This window comes from Streptomyces sp. NPDC093546 (genome assembly GCF_044765045.1).
GTDB lineage: Bacteria > Actinomycetota > Actinomycetes > Streptomycetales > Streptomycetaceae > Streptomyces.
The window spans coordinates 612,781-629,643 of the sequence record NZ_JBIWJG010000001.1 but is presented as its reverse complement, the minus strand read 5'-3'; the positions used below and the strand labels follow the sequence as shown (position 1 = coordinate 629,643).

The window sequence follows — 16,863 nt, the reverse complement described above, 5'->3', positions numbered from 1 at the left end:
TCCCGTTCGTCGTCGAGATCGTGGTGATCGCGGCTCGATTATGAGGGCTGGACGTACCGGGGCGGGTGGGACGGGCGGAAACGGTGTCAACGGATGGGCCGGTGGACGTTCTCCCTGGTCGACGGGCCGGGGGTCGCGTCGGCGATCCAGGGGCCGTCGCCGCTGGGGTCGAGGACGCCCTCCTCCAGCCAGGTGTACGTGCCCGACAGCACGCCCCTGACCACCGTGCGGTCCAGGTCGTCGGTGTTGTGCCACAGCCGGCCGAAGAGCTCCTCGACGCGGATGCGGGACTGGCGGCAGAAGGCGTCCGCGAGCTGGTACGCCTCGCGGCCGTGCTCGTCGGTGGAGCGCAGCAGCTCCGCCCGGACGCACGCGGCGCTCATGGCGAAGAGCTCGGCGCCGATGTCGACGATCCGGGAGAGGAAGCCCTGCTTGGTCTCCATGCGGCCCTGCCAGCGGGACATGGCGTAGAAGGTGGAGCGGGCCAGCTTGCGGGAGGTGCGCTCGACGTAGCGCAGGTGGGTAGCGAGGTCCGGGTGTCCGGAGGGGTGGAACTCGGCGTACGAGCGCGGCAGCTGGCCGGGCCCGGCGACGAGCTTCGGCAGCCAGCGGGCGTAGAAGGCGCCCGCCTGGACGCCTGCCTTCGCCTTGTCGCCCAGCGTCTTGTCCGGGTCGATGATGTCGCCGGCGACCGCGAGGTGGGCGTCGACGGCCTCGCGGGCGATGAGCAGGTGCATGATCTCGGTCGAGCCCTCGAAGATGCGGTTGATGCGCAGGTCGCGCAGGAGCTGCTCGGCCGGGACGGGCCGCTCGCCGCGGGCGGCGAGGGAGTCGGCGGTCTCGAAGCCGCGGCCGCCGCGGATCTGGACCAGTTCGTCGGCCATGAGCCAGGCCATCTCGGAGCCGTACAGCTTGGCGAGGGCCGCCTCGATGCGGATGTCGTTGCGGTCCTCGTCGGCCATCTGGCTGGAGAGGTCGACGACGGCTTCGAGGGCGAAGGTGGTGGCGGCGATGAAGGAGATCTTCGAGCCGACCGCTTCGTGGAGGGCGACGGGCTTGCCCCACTGCTCGCGGACGCCCGACCACTCGCGGGCGATCTTCAGGCACCACTTGCCGGCGCCCACGCACATCGCGGGCAGCGAGAGGCGCCCGGTGTTGAGGGTGGTCAGCGCGATCTTGAGGCCGGCACCCTCGGGGCCGATGCGGTTGGCGGCGGGGACGCGGACCTGGTGGAAGCGGGTGACGCCGTTCTCCAGGCCGCGCAGGCCCATGAAGGCGTTGCGGTTCTCGACGGTGATGCCGGGCGACTGGGCCTCGACGACGAAGGCGGTGATGCCGCCCTTGTGGCCCTCGGACTTCGGTACGCGGGCCATGACCACGAGCAGGTCGGCGACGACGCCGTTCGTGGTCCACAGCTTCACGCCGTCCAGGACGTACTCGTCGCCGTCGGGGACGGCGGTGGTGGCCAGGCGGGCGGGGTCGGAGCCGACGTCTGGCTCGGTGAGGAGGAAGGCGGAGATGTCGGTGCGGGCGAGCCTCGGGAGGAAGGTCTCCTTCTGCTCGGTCGTGCCGAAGATCTTCAGCGGCTGCGGTACGCCGATCGACTGATGGGCGGAGAGCAGGGCGCCGACGGCGGGGCTCACGGAGCCGACCAGGGCCAGGGCCTTGTTGTAGTACACCTGGGTGAGGCCGAGGCCGCCGTACTTGGGGTCGATCTTCATGCCGAGGGCGCCGAGCTCCTTGAGCCCGTCGATCACGGCGTCGGGGATGCGGGCCTCGCGCTCGATCAGCGCGCCGTCGATCTTCGTCTCGCAGAAGTCGCGCAGCTTGGCGAGGAACTGCTCGCCGCGCTGCACGTCCTCGTCCGGCGGGAGCGGGTGCGGATGGATGAGGTCGAGCCGGAAGCGGCCGAGGAACAGCTCCTTGGCGAAGCTGGGCTTGCGCCAGTCCTGTTCGCGGGCTGCCTCGGCGACCTCGCGGGCTTCGCGTTCGGAGACCTTGGGCTGGTGGTGGGGGCCGGACATGGTGGGCTCACCTCGCCGCTTCCGTCGGGGGCGGCCGGCCGGTGCTCAGGCCGACCGGTTACTCGACCGTATCTACCCGATTCCGGCACATACGAAAAGGCGGCCGGAGCCCCCGCACAGTGGGCTCCGGCCGCCGGTCTGGGCCGTACGGGTTACAGCGCCAGGCCCGTGAGGACCAGGACGCGCTCGTACGTGTAGTCGTCCATCGCGTACCGCACACCCTCGCGGCCGACACCCGACTGCTTGACGCCGCCGTACGGCATCTGGTCGGCGCGGTAGGACGGGACGTCGCCGACGACCACGCCGCCGACCTCCAGCGCGCGGTGGGCGCGGAAGGCGGTCTGCAGGTCGTGCGTGAAGACGCCGGTCTGGAGGCCGAACTTGGAGTTGTTGACCTCGGCGAAGGCGGCGGCCTCGCCGTCGACCTTGTGCAGGGTCAGGACCGGGCCGAAGACCTCCTCGCAGGCGAGGGTGGCATCGGCGGGCAGGTCGGCGAGGACGGTCGGGGCGTAGGTCGCGCCCTCGCGCTTGCCGCCGGTGAGCAGCGTGGCGCCGCCCTTGACGGCCTCGTCGACCCAGGACTCGACGCGCTTGGCGGCGTCCTCGCTGACCAGCGGGCCGACGTCGGTGGTGTCGTCGGACGGGTCGCCGGTGCCCTGCGCCTCGACGGCGGCGACGATCTTCGGGACGAGCCGGTCGTAGACCGACGCGTCGGCGATCACGCGCTGCACGGAGATGCAGGACTGGCCGCCCTGGTAGTTCGAGAAGGTGGCGATGCGGGTCGCCGCCCAGTCCAGGTCCTCCTCGGAGGCCCAGTCGGCGAGAACGACGGCCGCGGCGTTGCCGCCGAGCTCCAGGGTGCAGTGCTTGTGCGGCACCGACTCCTGGATGGCGTAACCGACCTTGTCGGAGCCGGTGAAGGAGATCACCGGCAGGCGCTCGTCCTTGACCAGGGCGGGCATCGCCTCGTTCAGGACGGGCAGGACCGACCAGGAGCCGGCCGGCAGGTCCGTCTCGGCGAGCAGCTCGCCCAGGATGAGGCCGGAGAGCGGGGTGGCCGGGGCGGGCTTGAGGATGATGGGGGCGCCGACGGCGATGGCCGGGGCGACCTTGTGGGCGCACAGGTTCAGCGGGAAGTTGAACGGCGCGATGCCGAGGACGACGCCCTTGGGGAAGCGGCGGGTGAGCGCCAGGCGGCCGACGCCACCGCCGTCGGTGTCGAGGCGCTGGGCCTCGCCGCCGTTGAAGCGGCGAGCCTCCTCCGCGGCGAAGCGGAACACGGACACGGCGCGGCCGACCTCGCCGCGGGCCCACTTGATCGGCTTGCCGTTCTCGGCGGAGATCAGCTGGGCGATCTCCTCGGTGCGCTCGGCGAGGCGCTTGGACACGTGGTCCAGGGCAGCGGCGCGGACGTGGGCGGGGGTCGCGGCGAACTCGTCGACGACCGCGTGCGCGGCGGCCACGGCCTCTTCGACCTGGGCCTCGGTGGGAACGCTGACCTGGCCGACGAGGCGGCCGTCCCACGGGGAGGTGACGTCGAAGGTCGTCTCGCCGGTGGCCTGGCGGCCGGCGAGCCAGAAGGCGGTGGCAGTCATGTGCGATCCCGGCCCTTTCGAAGCTGTGCGGAGGATGGGGGGTCCTGCTGTTCTGTTCACACGGTAGGGCCGGGCGGGCGGGCGGTGGTTTGTCCGGGGTGGAGTGGTGCGGGACGTCAGTTTCGCCGTTCCGTATGTTCCGACCGGATCTCGGGGCGACTCTCGGGGCTTTCCGGGCTGCTTTCCGGGCTGGCTTCCGAGCGTCGCTCCGTGCTGACGATCAGGCACACACCCGCCACGACGATGGCGCCGCCCAGGGCGATGGGCCAGGTCACCGCCTCGTCGAGGAGCAGTGCGCCGAGGGCGACGGCCACGACGGGGTTGACGTACGCGTACGTCGCGACGAGCGACAGCGGGGCGGTGTGCAGGAGCCAGGCGTACGCGGTGAACGCCAGCAGCGACCCGAAGAGGACGAGGTAGGCGAGCGCGGTCCAGGAGCGTGCCGAGAAGGCGGTCACGTCCAGGCCCCGCTGCTCGCCGCGGACGAGCCCGAGCGCGAGGCAGCCGAGGCCGCCGACGACCATCTCGTACGCGCTGGTGGCGAAGGGGTTCTTCGGCATGGGCAGGCGCGACGACGAGAAGGAGCCGACGGACCACATGACGGTGGCCACGATCACCGTGAGCACGCCGGCGATGCGCACGTCGCCGCTGAGGCCGGGGAGCGTGAGGATCGCGAGCCCGGCGAGGCCGAGGAGCACCCCCGCGTACGCGCCGAGGCCGGGCCGCTCGCCGGCCGCGGTACGCAGCACGACGACCCAGGCGGGGACGACGGCGATGAGGAGCGCGGCGAGGCCGGAGGGCACGGAGGTCTCGGCGAGGACGACGAGGCCGTTGCCGCCGAGGATCAGCAGCAGTCCGACGACGGCGGTGGAGGCGAGCTGCGCGCGGGTCACCTTCAGTACGCCGATGCCGTGCCGCCAGGCGAGCAGCGCGGCGAGCAGCGCTCCGGCGACGACGAACCGGGCGCCGGCGGAGAGGAACGGGGGCATGGTCTCGACGACGACCCGGATGCCGAGGTAGGTCGACCCCCACACGACGTACACGATCCCGAGCGCTGCCCAGACGGCGCCGCTGATGCGGCGGCGGGCGGGGGAAGGGGTCGCGGGCGGGGGTGGGGGTGTGGTGGTGCCTGCGGCGGCCGGGTCGACGGCGGGGCTTGTCATGCACTGGAGATTATGGATTTCCGGCACCCGACATCAAGAAATCTGCCCGATTCCGGGCAGCAGAACGAGAATTGGCCACCTTCTCGCGGCTTGCGGGCTGCCGCACGGTCACCAGCTCACGGGCGGTACGGACGAACTCACGCACCGCGGCGGTCGCGTGCGCGGCACGCCACACCAGGCCGTAGCCGAGGGGAGCGGCCCCCGCGAGCGGCACATAGGTGACGCCGGGCCACGCGTGGTACGTGGCGAGGTGCGCGGCGGCGAGCAGGCCGCCCCTGCCGCCGGCGACCATCGTCAGCGCCTCCTGGAGGTTGGTCACGGCGGGGCCCCGGCCGATCGGGCGGCCGCCGGGCGTGCGCGCCGGGCTGTGGAGCTCCCGGCGGTAGGGCGGGAGATCGCCGTCGATGGTGAGCAGCGGCAGGCCGGCCAGGTCCTCGTACGCCACCGACGCGCGCGCCGCGAGCGGGTGGCCGGAGGGGACGGCCAGCACCCGCGCGTCCGACAGCAGGGCGGGGCTCGCGGCCAGGTCGTCCTCGCGCACGGGGAGTTCGGTGAGCTGGACGTCGAACTCCCCGCCGCGCAGCTTGCCGTACGGGTCGGCGAGCGGCACCTCGCAGATCTCGACGGCCAGCCGGGGGTGGCGCACGCGCAGGGCCTCGACCGTGCGCATCACCAACTCCCCCGCCAGCGGCGTGGAGAACCCGGCGTACAGCACTCCCGTGACGCCGCGCGCCTCGGCGGTGGCGCGGGCCATGGCCTCCTCGATGGCGTGGTGGTGGGGCGCGATGTCGTCGCGCAGCCGCCGGCCGAGCTCGGTGAGGGCGACGCGGCGGCTGGTGCGGACGAAGAGCGGCGCGCCGACGCGGCGCTCCAGCCGCTGCACGAGCTGGCTGATCCGGGCCCGGGACAGCCGCATGCGGTCCGCCGTACGGCCGAAGTGCAGCTCCTCGGCCAGGATCAGGAAGCACTCCAACTCGTCGCGTTCCACGGACCTCTCCCCTGGCGTGAGCCTCGATCGGTAAGCGTGACTGAACGAACGTCGCGTTCTTCGCCGTTGTTCCCCCGGACCGGCCCGCCGAGGGTGGTGGGGCAACCAACTCCCCACTTCTCCAAGGGACTTCCATGAATACGCAGATGACGCAGGCGACGGAGACGAGTACGCCGAGGCTGCGGCCACGCGAGCGGGGCATGCTCCTCGTCCTGTGCGGCGCGATCTTCCTCGAAGGCATCGACGTGGCCATGCTCAACGTGGCCCTGCCCGCCATCCGCGCCGATCTGGACCTGTCCACCGGCGCGTTGCAGTGGGTCATGAGCGCGTACGTCCTCGGCTACGGCGGCTTCATGCTGCTGGGCGGCCGGGCCGCGGACCTCTTCGGCCGCCGCCGGATGTTCGTCTTCTGGCTGACCGTCTTCCTCCTCTTCTCCGGGCTCGGCGGCTTCGCCACCGAGGGCTGGACGCTGGTCACCGCGCGGTTCGTCACCGGGGTGGCCGCCGCGTTCATGACCCCGGCGGGCCTGTCGATCATCACCACCCACTTCGAGGAGGGGCCGCGCCGCAACAAGGCGCTGCTCGTCTACTCCGGTACGGCGGCCGGCGGCTTCTCCCTCGGGCTGGTGGCCGGCGGCCTGCTCACGGCGGCCGGCTGGCGGTGGGTGTTCTTCGCGCCCGTCGCCCTGAGTGCCGTCATCCTGCTCGGCGCCCTCCTCTTCGTACCGAAGTCACCGCGCCCCGACCGGGCCGGACAGGGCGTGGACCTGGCGGGGGCGGTCAGCATCACCGCCGCGATCGTGCTGCTGGTGCTGGGCGTGGAGCGGGCCGCGCACGGCGGGCTCGGCGGGACGCCGGCGATCCTGGGCGCGGGCCTCGCCTGCCTGGCGGTCTTCGTGGCCGTGGAACGCCGCTCCTCGGCGCCACTGGTGCGGCTGGGCATCCTGCGGTCCGGGCCGCTGGTGCGGGCGAACCTCGCCGGGCTGCTCTTCGCCGCCGGTTTCTTCGGCTTCCAGTTCCTGGTGGTGCTCTACCTCCAGGAGCTGCGCGGCTGGTCGACGCTCCAGACGAGCTTCGCGATGATCGCCATCGGGATCGACGCGATCCTGTCGCCCACGCTCACGCCGCGGCTGGTGAACCGCTTCGGCAACGGCCGGGTCATCTTCGGCGGGCTGCTGCTGGCCGCGCTGTCGTACGCCCTGTTCCTGCCGGTCGGCGCGGACTGGACGTACCTCGCGATGTTCCCGAGCATGATCGTCCTCGGGCTCGCGTTCTCGCTGGCGTACGGTCCCCTGACCATCGTCGCCACCGAAGGGGTCGACGAGGAGGAGCAGGGCCTGGCCGGGGGGCTGCTGTACACGTCGTTCCAGTTCGGCGCGGCGCTCGGACTGTCCGCCGCGGCCGCGGTCAACGACGCCGCGACCGGGGACGCGGGTACGCCGGGGGCCCTGCTCGACGGCTACCGGGCGGCGCTGTGGGTGCCGCTCGCCGCGGCGCTCGCGGCGGTGGTGGTCGGCGCGTTCGGGCTGCGCACCCGGGCGCGGGACGCGCGGGAGGCCGAGGCCCGGGCGGACGTCGCAGAGCCGACTGCGGTTCGGTGAGGCGTCAGCGGGGCGACGGCGTCTCGCCCGTCGCCTTGAGGGCGAGCCACAGCTCCATGCGCGCGTCCGGGTCGTCCAGGGAGCGGCCCAGGATCTCCTCGACGCGGCGCATGCGGTAGCGCAGCGTGTGGCGGTGGACGCCGAGGTCCGCCGCCGCCGCGTCCCACTGGCCGTGGCGGGAGAGCCAGGCGCGCAGCGAGGCGACCAGGTCGCCGCGGCCGGTCGCGTCGTGGTCGTGCAGCGCGCGGAGCAGGCCGTCGGCGAAGGCGCGTACGGCGTCGTCGGCCAGCAGCGGCAGCACCGAGCCGGCGGCGAGCTCCTCGTGCTCGACGAGCGCCCGGCCGCGGCGGCGGGCCACCGAGAGGGCCTGCTCGGACTGCTTGTAGGCGGAGGCGGCGGCGGTCGGGCCCGTCGGGGCGGACAGGCCGATCACGAGCCCGGCCTCCTCCGCCTCCTTCTCGGTGTACCCGTCGCACGCCGCGGCCACCGCTCCTCCGTCGGCCGCGAGCACCACGAGCCGCTCCTCGCCCTCCGGCACCGTCAGCACCGTCTCGCCGGTGCGGGCGGCGGCCGTCTCCAGGGTCTCGGCGAGGGTGGTGAGCGCGGGCTCCGCGCCCGGGTCGCGGTCGCCGGCCGGCTCGGCGATCAGCAGCCGGAAGGGGGCGTCGAGCAGCCCGCCGTACAGGTCGCCCGCCACCGCCCGGGCGTGGTCCGGCTGCCCCGCGAGCATCATCCGCAGCACGGCGGCGCCGAGCCGCTGCTCGGCGGCCTGGAGGGAGCGGGACCGTTCCGTGGTGAGGGTGAGCAGGGCGATGGCGGAGTGGACGGCGTACCGCTCCGCCGTACCGAGCGGCGCGCCCGTGCCGACGGCCAGGGCGCCGCGTACGCGCCGCCCCGACCCGAGCGACTGGAGCTCCACCCGGTCGTCGGTGCCGCCGACGACCGCGCTCGCCGGGGCCGCCCGCTCCCGCAGCCGCTCGACGTCGGAGGTCAGGCGGGCCGCGCGGCGCGCGGCCCAGTCGGGCGCCGCCGCGAGGACCTGGCCGGAGGCGTCGTACAGCGCGGCCCAGCCGTCGACGTGCGAGGCGAGCCGCGCCACGACCGCCCCGGGGCCCTCCGCGAGCGCGGCCCGCGTCATCTCGCGCTGGGCCTCGAAGCCGGCCGTCACGGCCCGGTACTGGTCGGCCGCGAGGGCCGCCGACACCGCCTTGGAGATGGCGAGGAACGGCGTGCGGCGCGGCACCTCCAGCAGGGGCAGGTCGGCCTCGTGCGCCGCTTCCAGCAGCGCGTCGGGGATCTGGTCGTAGTTGACGCCGACCGCGAAGCCGAGGCCCACCACACCCGCGTCGGCCAGCCGCTTCACGTAGCGGCCCATGGCCTCGCGGTTCTCGGCGTCCAGCTTCATCGCGGTGACCAGGAGCAGCTCGCCGCCCTCCATGTACGGGACGGGGTCGGCGAGCTCGCTGACGTGCGCCCAGCGGACGGGCGTGTCGAGGCGGTCCTCCCCGGCGCGGACGGTGAGCTTCAGCGCCGAGTGCTGGACGAGCGAGGCGAGCGTGAGCGGCATGGCGGAACCGTCGGACTTTCGGGGAGGGAGGAGGGGGGGACGAGGAGAGAATTTCGCCGTCCCGTATGAACGGCTCCCTTCAATTCTGCCAGCACGTATGACAAGCGTCTTACGTGCGCAGATCGACCAGAAGCGGAGGGGTGTACTCCCCTCGGACGCCCGTCAGGGACAGTACGGCATGCCCGGGCGGCACCCCGTGGGCGAGGTCCGAGGCGGACCAGCGCTGCCGCTCCACCTCGCGCACCGTGATCGCCTCGGCCGTCGCGGCCTTGCCGGTCACCAGGCGGCGCAGGAAGTGCAGCGCCTTGGTGAGCGGTTCCTCGGCGATGATCTGCCGGTTGGTCACGTCCCGGGTCTGCACCCACTCGGTGCCCCAGGTCTCCGCGAACCGCCCTCCGTCCCAGGCGGCGAGCCCCGCGAACGCCATCCGGCACCCCACCGCGCCCAGCAGCGGGCCGCGCAGCGCCTCCGGCACGTCCTCCAGGGTGCGCAGCGCCAGGACGACACCGGCGTGGGCCGAGCGCAGCCGCTGGACGGCGCGTACGGAGTCGGCGGTGACGGTGTACGTGGCGTCGTCCAGCACCAGGCAGGCGAAGAGCGACCGGTCGCCACGCGCGAGCGCCGCGTCCGTGAACTGCGCGAGCAGCAGCCGCGCCACGATCCGGGAGGCCTCGGCGTGCCCGCGCTCGGGCAGGTCGACGCGGACGCGCAGCGGGTGCTCGATCGCCCGCAGGGAGAAGGCCGGGTTGCCGCCCCCGCCGAAGAACCGGGCGAACGCGGGCCGGTCCAGGAACGCGATCCGCTCCGCGAGCAGCACCCCGATGTCGTCGCCCCGCTCCGCCTGGCGCGCGCGGGCGTCGAGCTCCCGCAGCTGCGCCGGGTCGCCGGCGACGGCCGCGCGCAGCCCGGCCAGCGCCTCGGGCGATCCGCCGAGCAGCTCGCGCAGCTCCGGCACCGCCGGGAAGTGGCCGTACGCGGCGCGGTACGGCCCGATGAGCTGGGCGAGCGCCGTCGCCGCCCGGCGGCTGTCCGGTACGAGGTCGCCGACGAGCGCCTCGGCGAGCATGCGGGCGGCCTCGTCGGGGTCGTCGGCGCCGCCGTACAGGTCCAGGTCGTGCGTGGAGTCCGGGCGCCCGACGCGTACGACGACGTCGAAGGCCGCGTCCGGCGCCAGCGCGGCGCCCTGGGCGGTGACGGCGACGACGGCGGCGCGGTTGGCGAGGGCCTGGAGGCACAGGGACTCCACCACCGGCCGGATCACCCGGACGGTCTTGCCGGACCCGGCGGGCCCGACCGCGATCAGCGAGGTGCCGAGCACCTCGGGCTCCAGCGCGACCCCGGTCGTCCGCCGCGCGTAGGGGTTGCGCGGGTGGTCGGCGGCGGTGCCGATCCGCACCTGCCCGGTGGCCAGGTCGTGCACGGCGGTCCGGACGGGCAGGTCCCGCACGCCCGAGGGGTGCGCGCAGGCGGCGGCGCCCTGGGCCCGTACCGCGTCGGCGAAGGCGGCGAGCCGCTCCGGACGCGTCCGTACGCCCTGCCAGGCGCGCCGGATGCGGGCGTAGTCCACGTCGCCGAGGGCGCCCGAGCGGGTGGCGTCGGCGAGCCGCGCGGCGACGTCGGCGAGCCCGGCGGCCCGCAGCTCGGGCCAGTCGGCGGGGTCGGCCTCGGGGGGCGGGGGCGGCGGCGGGGTGTCCTTCTTGCGGACGTACCGGCGCCAGATCTCGGGGACGTGGCCGACGCGCGCGAAGAAGACGAGGAGGCCGGCGGCGACGACGCCCACGTAGACGTACCAGGCCACCACGAAGGCCATGGTGCCGCGCCAGGCGTCGGGGGTGAGCAGGTACAGGGGCCAGAGCCAGTAGTCGCCGAGGTAGTTGTTCCACAGCAGCGACCACAGGAGCCAGCCGCTGAGCAGCGCGATGAGCGCGCCGGCGAAGAGGCGCCGGGCCGGTACGGCCTCGGGCTCCTCCTGCGGCCGGGGCCGGTGTCCGAACCGCCACACTCCGGGCTCGGCGTCGGGCCGAGGGGTGCGCAGCCACGGGACGATGCCGCCCGTGCCGCCGCCGGTGGGCGCGGCGGGCGGGTGCGCGGGCCGCGGCGGGTGCGCCGGCGGGGGCACGGCGGGTGCGCCGTCCCGGCCGGGTGCGCCGTCCCTGCCTGGTGCGCTGTACGTCCCGTGCGCGCCCTGCGCCCCTTGCGTACCCCGTGTCCCCTGCATCCCCTCCGCCCCCTGCGTTCCGTACGTGCCGTACGTACCGTCGGTGTCCATGAGCCCCTGCCCCCTGACCAGCCGGGTCGCGCGCGTCTGTGCACCCGTCAATCTAGTGCGCGGGCCCCTCCCGGGACGTGGATCGACGGTTCTATGTCCGCCGCGGACAAGGACACGCCCTTCATCACTCCCTAACGGCGCATGCCTCCACCCTTCCTCCACGCCTAGCCTGCGGAAGAAAGAGCAATAGCGTCCGAAAGACCCCATCCCAGGAGCCCCGCATGACCGAAATCCCGCAGGAGCGCCGCGTCGTCACCGCCATCCCCGGCCCGAAGTCGCAGGAGCTTCAGGCCCGCCGTCTGTCCGCGGTCGCGGGCGGCGTGGGCTCCGTGCTGCCGGTGTTCACCACCCGCGCCGGTGGCGGCGTCATCGAGGACGTCGACGGCAACAGCCTGATCGACTTCGGTTCCGGCATCGCCGTGACGTCCGTCGGCGCCTCCGCCGAGGCGGTCGTGCGGCGTGCGAGCGCCCAGCTGGAGCAGTTCACGCACACCTGCTTCATGGTCACGCCGTACGAGGGCTACGTCGAGGTCTGCGAGGCGCTCGCCGAGCTGACCCCGGGCGACCACGCCAAGAAGTCCGCGCTGTTCAACAGCGGTGCCGAGGCCGTCGAGAACGCGGTCAAGATCGCCCGTTCGTACACCAAGCGCCAGGCCGTCGTCGTCTTCGACCACGGCTACCACGGCCGCACGAACCTGACGATGGCGCTGACCGCCAAGAACATGCCGTACAAGCACGGCTTCGGCCCGTTCGCCCCCGAGGTCTACCGCGTGCCGGTGGCGTACGGCTACCGCTGGCCGACCGGGCCTGAGAACTGCGGCCCCGAGGCCGCCGCGCAGGCGATCGACCAGATCACCAAGCAGATCGGCGCCGAGAACGTCGCCGCGATCATCATCGAGCCGGTGCTCGGCGAGGGCGGCTTCATCGAGCCGGCCAAGGGCTTCCTCCCGGCGATCGTGAAGTTCGCCAACGACAACGGCATCGTCTTCGTCGCGGACGAGATCCAGTCCGGCTTCTGCCGCACCGGCCAGTGGTTCGCGTGTGAGGACGAGGGCATCGTCCCGGACCTGATCACGACCGCCAAGGGCATCGCGGGCGGTCTGCCGCTCGCCGCCGTCACCGGCCGCGCCGAGATCATGGACTCCGTCCACGGCGGCGGCCTCGGCGGCACCTACGGCGGCAACCCGGTGGCCTGCGCCGGTGCGCTCGGCGCCATCGAGACGATGAAGGAGCTTGACCTCAACGGCAAGGCGAAGCGCATCGAGGAGGTCATGAAGGGCCGCCTCTCCGCCATGCAGGAGAAGTACGAGATCATCGGCGACATCCGTGGCCGCGGCGCCATGATCGCCATCGAGCTCGTCAAGGACCCGGCGACCAAGGAGCCGAACCCGGAGGCCGCCGGCGCGCTGGCGAAGGCCTGCCACGCCGAGGGCGTGCTGGTCCTGACCTGCGGCACCTACGGCAACGTGCTGCGCTTCCTGCCGCCGCTGGTCATCGGCGAGGACCTGCTGAACGAGGGCCTGGACGTCATCGAGGCCGCGTTCGCGCGCGTCTGACGCACGCGTGCGGACGCACGTGTGAAGAGGTTGTGGGGGGCCGATGGCGGGATGGAGATCCCGCTGTCGGCCCCCCGCTTGTCTGCCGTACGGTTTTCGCAGATGAGAGAGACACCTTCCAGGCCGGAGCCTCCCCAGCCCCGTCCTGGTCGTGCCTTCGCGCACACCCCCGGAGCCTTCGGCTCCGGAACTCCTCACCGATCGGACAGTCGCCCGCCCCATACCCCCCGGGGCGTGCGGCGCACCGGTCACGGCGGCCGCCCCGGAACAACCCCCCCTGTTCCGGGGCGGCCGGCTTTTCTCCCCGCGGCGGCCCTGGTGCTGTTCGCGGTCGTCCTCTCCAAGGGGCGTCCCGTAACTACCTGGTCGTCATCGGGTGGCGACGCGTAGGTCCCGGATGTACCAGTCGAACCGTGTGCCGTCCTTGCCGTACATCTCAAGGCATGGGAACTGTCCGGAGCCAAGGCAGCCGCCGGACGGACCACGGTGATCGCCGACGGCGGCTAACCGGGGAACCGGCCTGATCATCCCGCACCGCCGCCAACGCGGCCAGGCCGAGCCGCCCGCCTGGAAAGGCTGCAAGATCCTCCGCGACTGCCGCCTGAAAGGCGACGGCATCCACCACGCCATGCTCGGCATCGTCCGCCCCCACCACCTCGGTAACGGAGATGGCTGCCGCCTGTCGCCCTCCTGCCGATGGCGGCCAGGGTCATTGCGCTGCTTGGTGCGCGGCTACCCCTCGCCACTGGACATACTGACCAGCGGGCACTTGCCCGCCTCCTCTTGCCAAGCAAAGTCAAACAGATCCCCCCAGATCCAACCATTGGCGAGCCGGGGCGGCGAACAGGCGCGAAGATCCGAGTTCCCCGTACACCCGATCATCTGAGGTGCCATGTCCATCACACCCCGCGGAATGTCGATTCAAGAGGCATACAGCCTGTATCGAAGCGAAAAGCTTACGGTTAACCGCAACTATCAGCGTAAACTTGTCTGGGGCGTCGAAGAGAAGGTTCACCTCATCGACAGCATTCTTCGAGGATTCCCCATTCCTCTCTTCTTGCTGGCCGAGACCGCCGACCAGAATTACGAGATTATCGACGGAATGCAGCGCCTCGATGCCATTTTCGGCTTCATTGAGCAGCGTTACGGCATCCGCTCAAGCGATGGCAACAGAGCGTATTTTGACCTGGCCGAGTTCTCACGGGCGCGCCAACTTGCCGAATCCGGGGCATTCGACAAAGAACCGGGCCACCCAACCCTAATTTCTGCCGCCGAGTGTGCCGATCTACTGGACTATCAGCTCGCCGTTACGATTTTTGGCTCACGGGAGGAAACTCAGGTCACGGAGGTATTTCGCCGCATCAACTCTGGCGGACGACAGCTCAGCGCCCAGGAGAAGCGGCAGGCGGGTGTCGTAAGCGACTTCGTGCGCATGGTCAGGAAGCTCGCCTCCGATTTTCGTTACGATGGATCGCCCGACATTCTCCCGTTGACCAAAATGCCGGTTGTATCAATCGATTCGGCTCGGGAGAGACTTGGCTATGGAATTGCAGCAGAGGAAACCTTTTGGTGCAGCCTTGGCATCCTGAGCACTCGCCAGCTTCAGCAGAGCGAAGACGAGCAGCTTCTGGCGGACATCTGCATCTCTGTGGTTCGCGGCAACACTTTCAGTGTCAGTTCAGACGTGCTCGACAAGTATTTCGACCTCGACACACCGGAAAGCAAGTCCCTGGCCATCGATCTCAGCGCATATGGCGCTGACAAGCTGGCGGAGGACGTTAAGATCGTGCTGGGCGCGATGAAGACAATGGTTGACTCCACCAAGCCGGGCGTCACCGGGTCATTTCGATCGCATGTCAGCACGAGTGGCTTCACGTCTGCCAAGACACCGTTTTACGCGGTCTTTATGGCTTTCTTCGACCTCATGGTTCGACACGGTAAGGAACTCACGGATCCGCGCTCTGCCTTCGCAGCAATCCGAAAGGTTTCCGAAAAGCTCACCCCCAGCCGAAACACCACAACAGAGGAACAACGGCAGGCCAACATCGATATCGTCCGGGGGTTGATCGAGAAGCACTTCACCACGTCACCAAAGGGCACACTTACCCATGGACCCGCCATGGAGATCGAGTTCCCCAACCTGATCAGGCGTGCCCCCATCGAGAGTGCTCGATACGAGTTCAAGCAGGGAATCGCCTCGCTGGGAGAAAGGCGGACCATCAACCAGTCCCTCCTTCAGAAGGTCCCGAAGATCATGTCGGCCATCGCGAACACAGGCCCCGAATCCGACGGTTATGTGATTTTTGGGATCGCCGACTCGGAGAAGGACGCAAAGCGCATCCAGGAACTAGATGGTGTGGCTCCTCTTAAAATCGCCAAACAGATGCTGGTCGGCGTAGACCGTGAATGCACAGCGCTGGGATTGGAGCTCAGCGACTACGCACGTCACATCATCAGGGCGATTCAGACCGCACCCATCAGTGAGCCACTCAAAAGTTCCATCGTGGCAAATGTCGACACGATCTCATTCTCTGGCCGGTCCTACATCGTGGTCCGCATTCCCGCGCAGAGAGATCTGTCCAGCTACGACAATGATTACTTCACTCGCGACGGCGAGGATCTGAGGAAAATGACCACCAGCGAGGCCCTGGCAGCGTCCAAGAGGTTTGCGCGATAACGCGCCAATTGACGGCTGGGCCGAGCCTGGATACGAGCGGTCACCGACGTCGGGACCCTTCGGGTGCTCGCGGGCATCCGTACCTGTCAGGCTGTGGCTCATGTCTACGTCACCGGGTCGGCAACTTGCCGTTTTGATCGGAGTCGTCCCCGTGGCGCTGTTCGCGGTCGTCACCTGGCAGGTCGCCGTCCACGGGACGCTCGCCCGGCTGGACGAGCGCGCCGGGCGGGCCCTCGCCGGGCGCGGGCCCGCGCCGCTCGCCGAGTTGCTCGCGGACCTCGGCAACCTCCAGGTCGCCCTGCCCGTCCTCGCCGCCGCCCTCGCGTACGCGGTGTGGCGCGGCCGTCGGTGCGCGGCGCTGTACGCGGGGCTCGCGATGGGGCTGGTACCCGCCGTGGTGGTGCCGCTGAAGGTGCTCGTCGACCGGGTGGGGCCGCTGACCGCCGAGACCGGGTACTACCCGTCCGGACACACGGCGACGGCGCTGGTGGCGTACGGCGGCGCGGCGCTGGTGCTGCACCGGCGGCGGCTGATGCCCGTCGCCGTCCTGCTGACCATGGCGACGGGCATCGGGCTGGTGCTGCGCGGCTACCACTGGCCGCTGGACGTACTGGGCAGTGCGTGCCTGTTCGGGCCGGTGCTGCTGAGCGTGGGCTACGCCGCCCGCCGCTGAGCCAGCAGCTGCGCCAGGCGCTTGGCCGTGTGGTCGACGAACGGCACGCGCTCCATCAGCTCGCAGTGCGCCGCCCCGATCGTGCGGGGCGGATCAGCCCGGCGGCGCGGGCCTCGGCGCCCAGGCGGAGGAAGAAGGTGCCGTTGCCGCCGCCCACGTCCGGCGCCTCGACCCAGACCCGCTGCCCGCCGAGCGCGTACGGGAAGCGGCGCAACTTGCGCCGGTGGTGCGGGACCAGCGACTCGGCGTAGTGCAGGAACGTGTTCCGGTTGTGGCCGACGCCGAGGAGGAGGATGTGACCCGCGTTCGTACAGCCGGGCGAAGGAGGAGCCCTCGCCGAGGGCGTACGCGAGGGGCAGGCCCTCTGTGAGGGTACGGGCGTGCGGCCCGATGGCGGCCACGGAGGCCTGGGGGTGGGCGCCGCGCAGCCGGTCGGGGTGGGGCAGTAGCGCGTTGGGGAGGGCGTCCATCGGGGTGGGCAGCGCGTCGTGGAAGTCCGGCACTGCGCGTCGGGCGTCCTCGACCTCGGGGGCGAACGGGTCGGGAGCGTGCGGTGCGGGGTCGGCGACCTGGGGCGTGAAGGGCGGGCACGACGACGGTGCCGGAGTCGCCGACGCAGCCGCGCAGCGCGTCGAGCACGGTCCGCGCCCCGCCCTCCACCCTGCCGAACGCCGACAGGGACGAGTGCACGATCACGACGGCTCCCCTGGGAAGGCCCAGGGCCTGGAACTCCGCCCGCAGCCGGGCCAT

At 71.5% G+C, this 16,863-nt stretch carries 10 protein-coding genes and 3 pseudogenes; 6 read left to right on the top strand and 7 right to left on the bottom strand.

The features are described from left to right. Positions 1–86: 86 nt before the first annotated feature. The 4 genes from ACIRNI_RS02765 to ACIRNI_RS02750 all read right to left on the bottom strand — a co-directional run bounded on the left by ACIRNI_RS02765 (position 87) and on the right by ACIRNI_RS02750 (position 5,770). Positions 87–2,024 (bottom strand): acyl-CoA dehydrogenase family protein, encoded by a 1,938-nt coding sequence (locus ACIRNI_RS02765; protein WP_403547665.1) that lies wholly within the window; start codon positions 2,022–2,024, stop codon positions 87–89. Between the two features lie 152 nt (positions 2,025–2,176). Continuing rightward, positions 2,177–3,619: an aldehyde dehydrogenase family protein gene (locus tag ACIRNI_RS02760; RefSeq protein ID WP_403547664.1), complete on the bottom strand. Its 1,443-nt coding sequence runs from the start codon at positions 3,617–3,619 to the stop codon at positions 2,177–2,179. A gap of 116 nt (positions 3,620–3,735) precedes the next feature. Continuing rightward, positions 3,736–4,782: an EamA family transporter gene (locus ACIRNI_RS02755; RefSeq protein ID WP_403547662.1), complete on the bottom strand. Its 1,047-nt coding sequence runs from the start codon at positions 4,780–4,782 to the stop codon at positions 3,736–3,738. Positions 4,783–4,792: 10 nt separating this feature from the next. Further along, on the bottom strand, positions 4,793–5,770 hold the full coding sequence (locus ACIRNI_RS02750; RefSeq protein WP_403547660.1) for a LysR family transcriptional regulator: 978 nt from the start codon (positions 5,768–5,770) through the stop codon (positions 4,793–4,795). A gap of 134 nt (positions 5,771–5,904) precedes the next feature. Here ACIRNI_RS02750 and ACIRNI_RS02745 point away from each other — a divergent pair, with 134 nt between their 5' ends. Further along, the gene (locus ACIRNI_RS02745) at positions 5,905–7,371 is read left to right on the top strand and encodes an MFS transporter (RefSeq protein ID WP_403547658.1); all 1,467 of its coding nucleotides are present in this window, start codon (positions 5,905–5,907) and stop codon (positions 7,369–7,371) included. Between the two features lie 4 nt (positions 7,372–7,375). Here ACIRNI_RS02745 and ACIRNI_RS02740 read toward each other — a convergent pair whose 3' ends face one another. Next, positions 7,376–8,938, bottom strand: a complete 1,563-nt coding sequence (locus ACIRNI_RS02740; protein WP_403547656.1) for a PucR family transcriptional regulator — start codon at positions 8,936–8,938, stop codon at positions 7,376–7,378. A gap of 109 nt (positions 8,939–9,047) precedes the next feature. Continuing rightward, positions 9,048–11,156 carry an ATP-binding protein gene (locus ACIRNI_RS02735; protein ID WP_403547801.1) on the bottom strand — a complete coding sequence of 703 codons (2,109 nt, stop codon included), beginning with the start codon at positions 11,154–11,156 and terminating at the stop codon, positions 9,048–9,050. Between the two features lie 272 nt (positions 11,157–11,428). Here ACIRNI_RS02735 and gabT point away from each other — a divergent pair, with 272 nt between their 5' ends. From gabT to ACIRNI_RS02710, 5 genes and pseudogenes are all read left to right on the top strand, one after another. Beyond that, positions 11,429–12,763 (top strand): 4-aminobutyrate--2-oxoglutarate transaminase, encoded by a 1,335-nt coding sequence (gene gabT / locus ACIRNI_RS02730; RefSeq protein WP_403547654.1) that lies wholly within the window; start codon positions 11,429–11,431, stop codon positions 12,761–12,763. A 102-nt stretch (positions 12,764–12,865) separates the two neighbouring features. After that, positions 12,866–13,129 (top strand): annotated as a pseudogene (locus ACIRNI_RS02725) (phosphoesterase); the annotation flags it as partial. Between the two features lie 72 nt (positions 13,130–13,201). Beyond that, positions 13,202–13,421, top strand: a pseudogene (locus tag ACIRNI_RS02720) (IS5/IS1182 family transposase); the annotation flags it as partial. A gap of 234 nt (positions 13,422–13,655) precedes the next feature. Further along, a complete protein-coding gene (locus ACIRNI_RS02715) occupies positions 13,656–15,440 on the top strand; it encodes a DUF262 domain-containing protein (protein WP_403547653.1) in 1,785 nt (594 codons plus the stop codon). Between the two features lie 133 nt (positions 15,441–15,573). After that, a complete protein-coding gene (locus tag ACIRNI_RS02710; protein WP_403547651.1) occupies positions 15,574–16,113 on the top strand; it encodes a phosphatase PAP2 family protein in 540 nt (179 codons plus the stop codon). Between the two features lie 55 nt (positions 16,114–16,168). Here ACIRNI_RS02710 and ACIRNI_RS02705 read toward each other — a convergent pair. Next, a pseudogene (locus ACIRNI_RS02705) lies at positions 16,169–16,863 on the bottom strand (aminoglycoside N(3)-acetyltransferase).

What these genes read in the sequence shown, in the direction of transcription:
- ACIRNI_RS02755 (WP_403547662.1), bottom strand. Translation starts at nt 4,782, where the DNA reads ATGACAAGCCCCGCCGTCGACCCGGCCGCCGCAGGCACCACCACACCC.
- gabT (WP_403547654.1), top strand. Translation starts at nt 11,429, where the DNA reads ATGACCGAAATCCCGCAGGAGCGCCGCGTCGTCACCGCCATCCCCGGC.
- ACIRNI_RS02765 (WP_403547665.1), bottom strand. Translation starts at nt 2,024, where the DNA reads ATGTCCGGCCCCCACCACCAGCCCAAGGTCTCCGAACGCGAAGCCCGC.
- ACIRNI_RS02740 (WP_403547656.1), bottom strand. Translation starts at nt 8,938, where the DNA reads ATGCCGCTCACGCTCGCCTCGCTCGTCCAGCACTCGGCGCTGAAGCTC.
- ACIRNI_RS02715 (WP_403547653.1), top strand. Translation starts at nt 13,656, where the DNA reads ATGTCCATCACACCCCGCGGAATGTCGATTCAAGAGGCATACAGCCTG.
- ACIRNI_RS02745 (WP_403547658.1), top strand. Translation starts at nt 5,905, where the DNA reads ATGAATACGCAGATGACGCAGGCGACGGAGACGAGTACGCCGAGGCTG.
- ACIRNI_RS02760 (WP_403547664.1), bottom strand. Translation starts at nt 3,619, where the DNA reads ATGACTGCCACCGCCTTCTGGCTCGCCGGCCGCCAGGCCACCGGCGAG.
- ACIRNI_RS02735 (WP_403547801.1), bottom strand. Translation starts at nt 11,156, where the DNA reads ATGCAGGGGACACGGGGTACGCAAGGGGCGCAGGGCGCGCACGGGACG.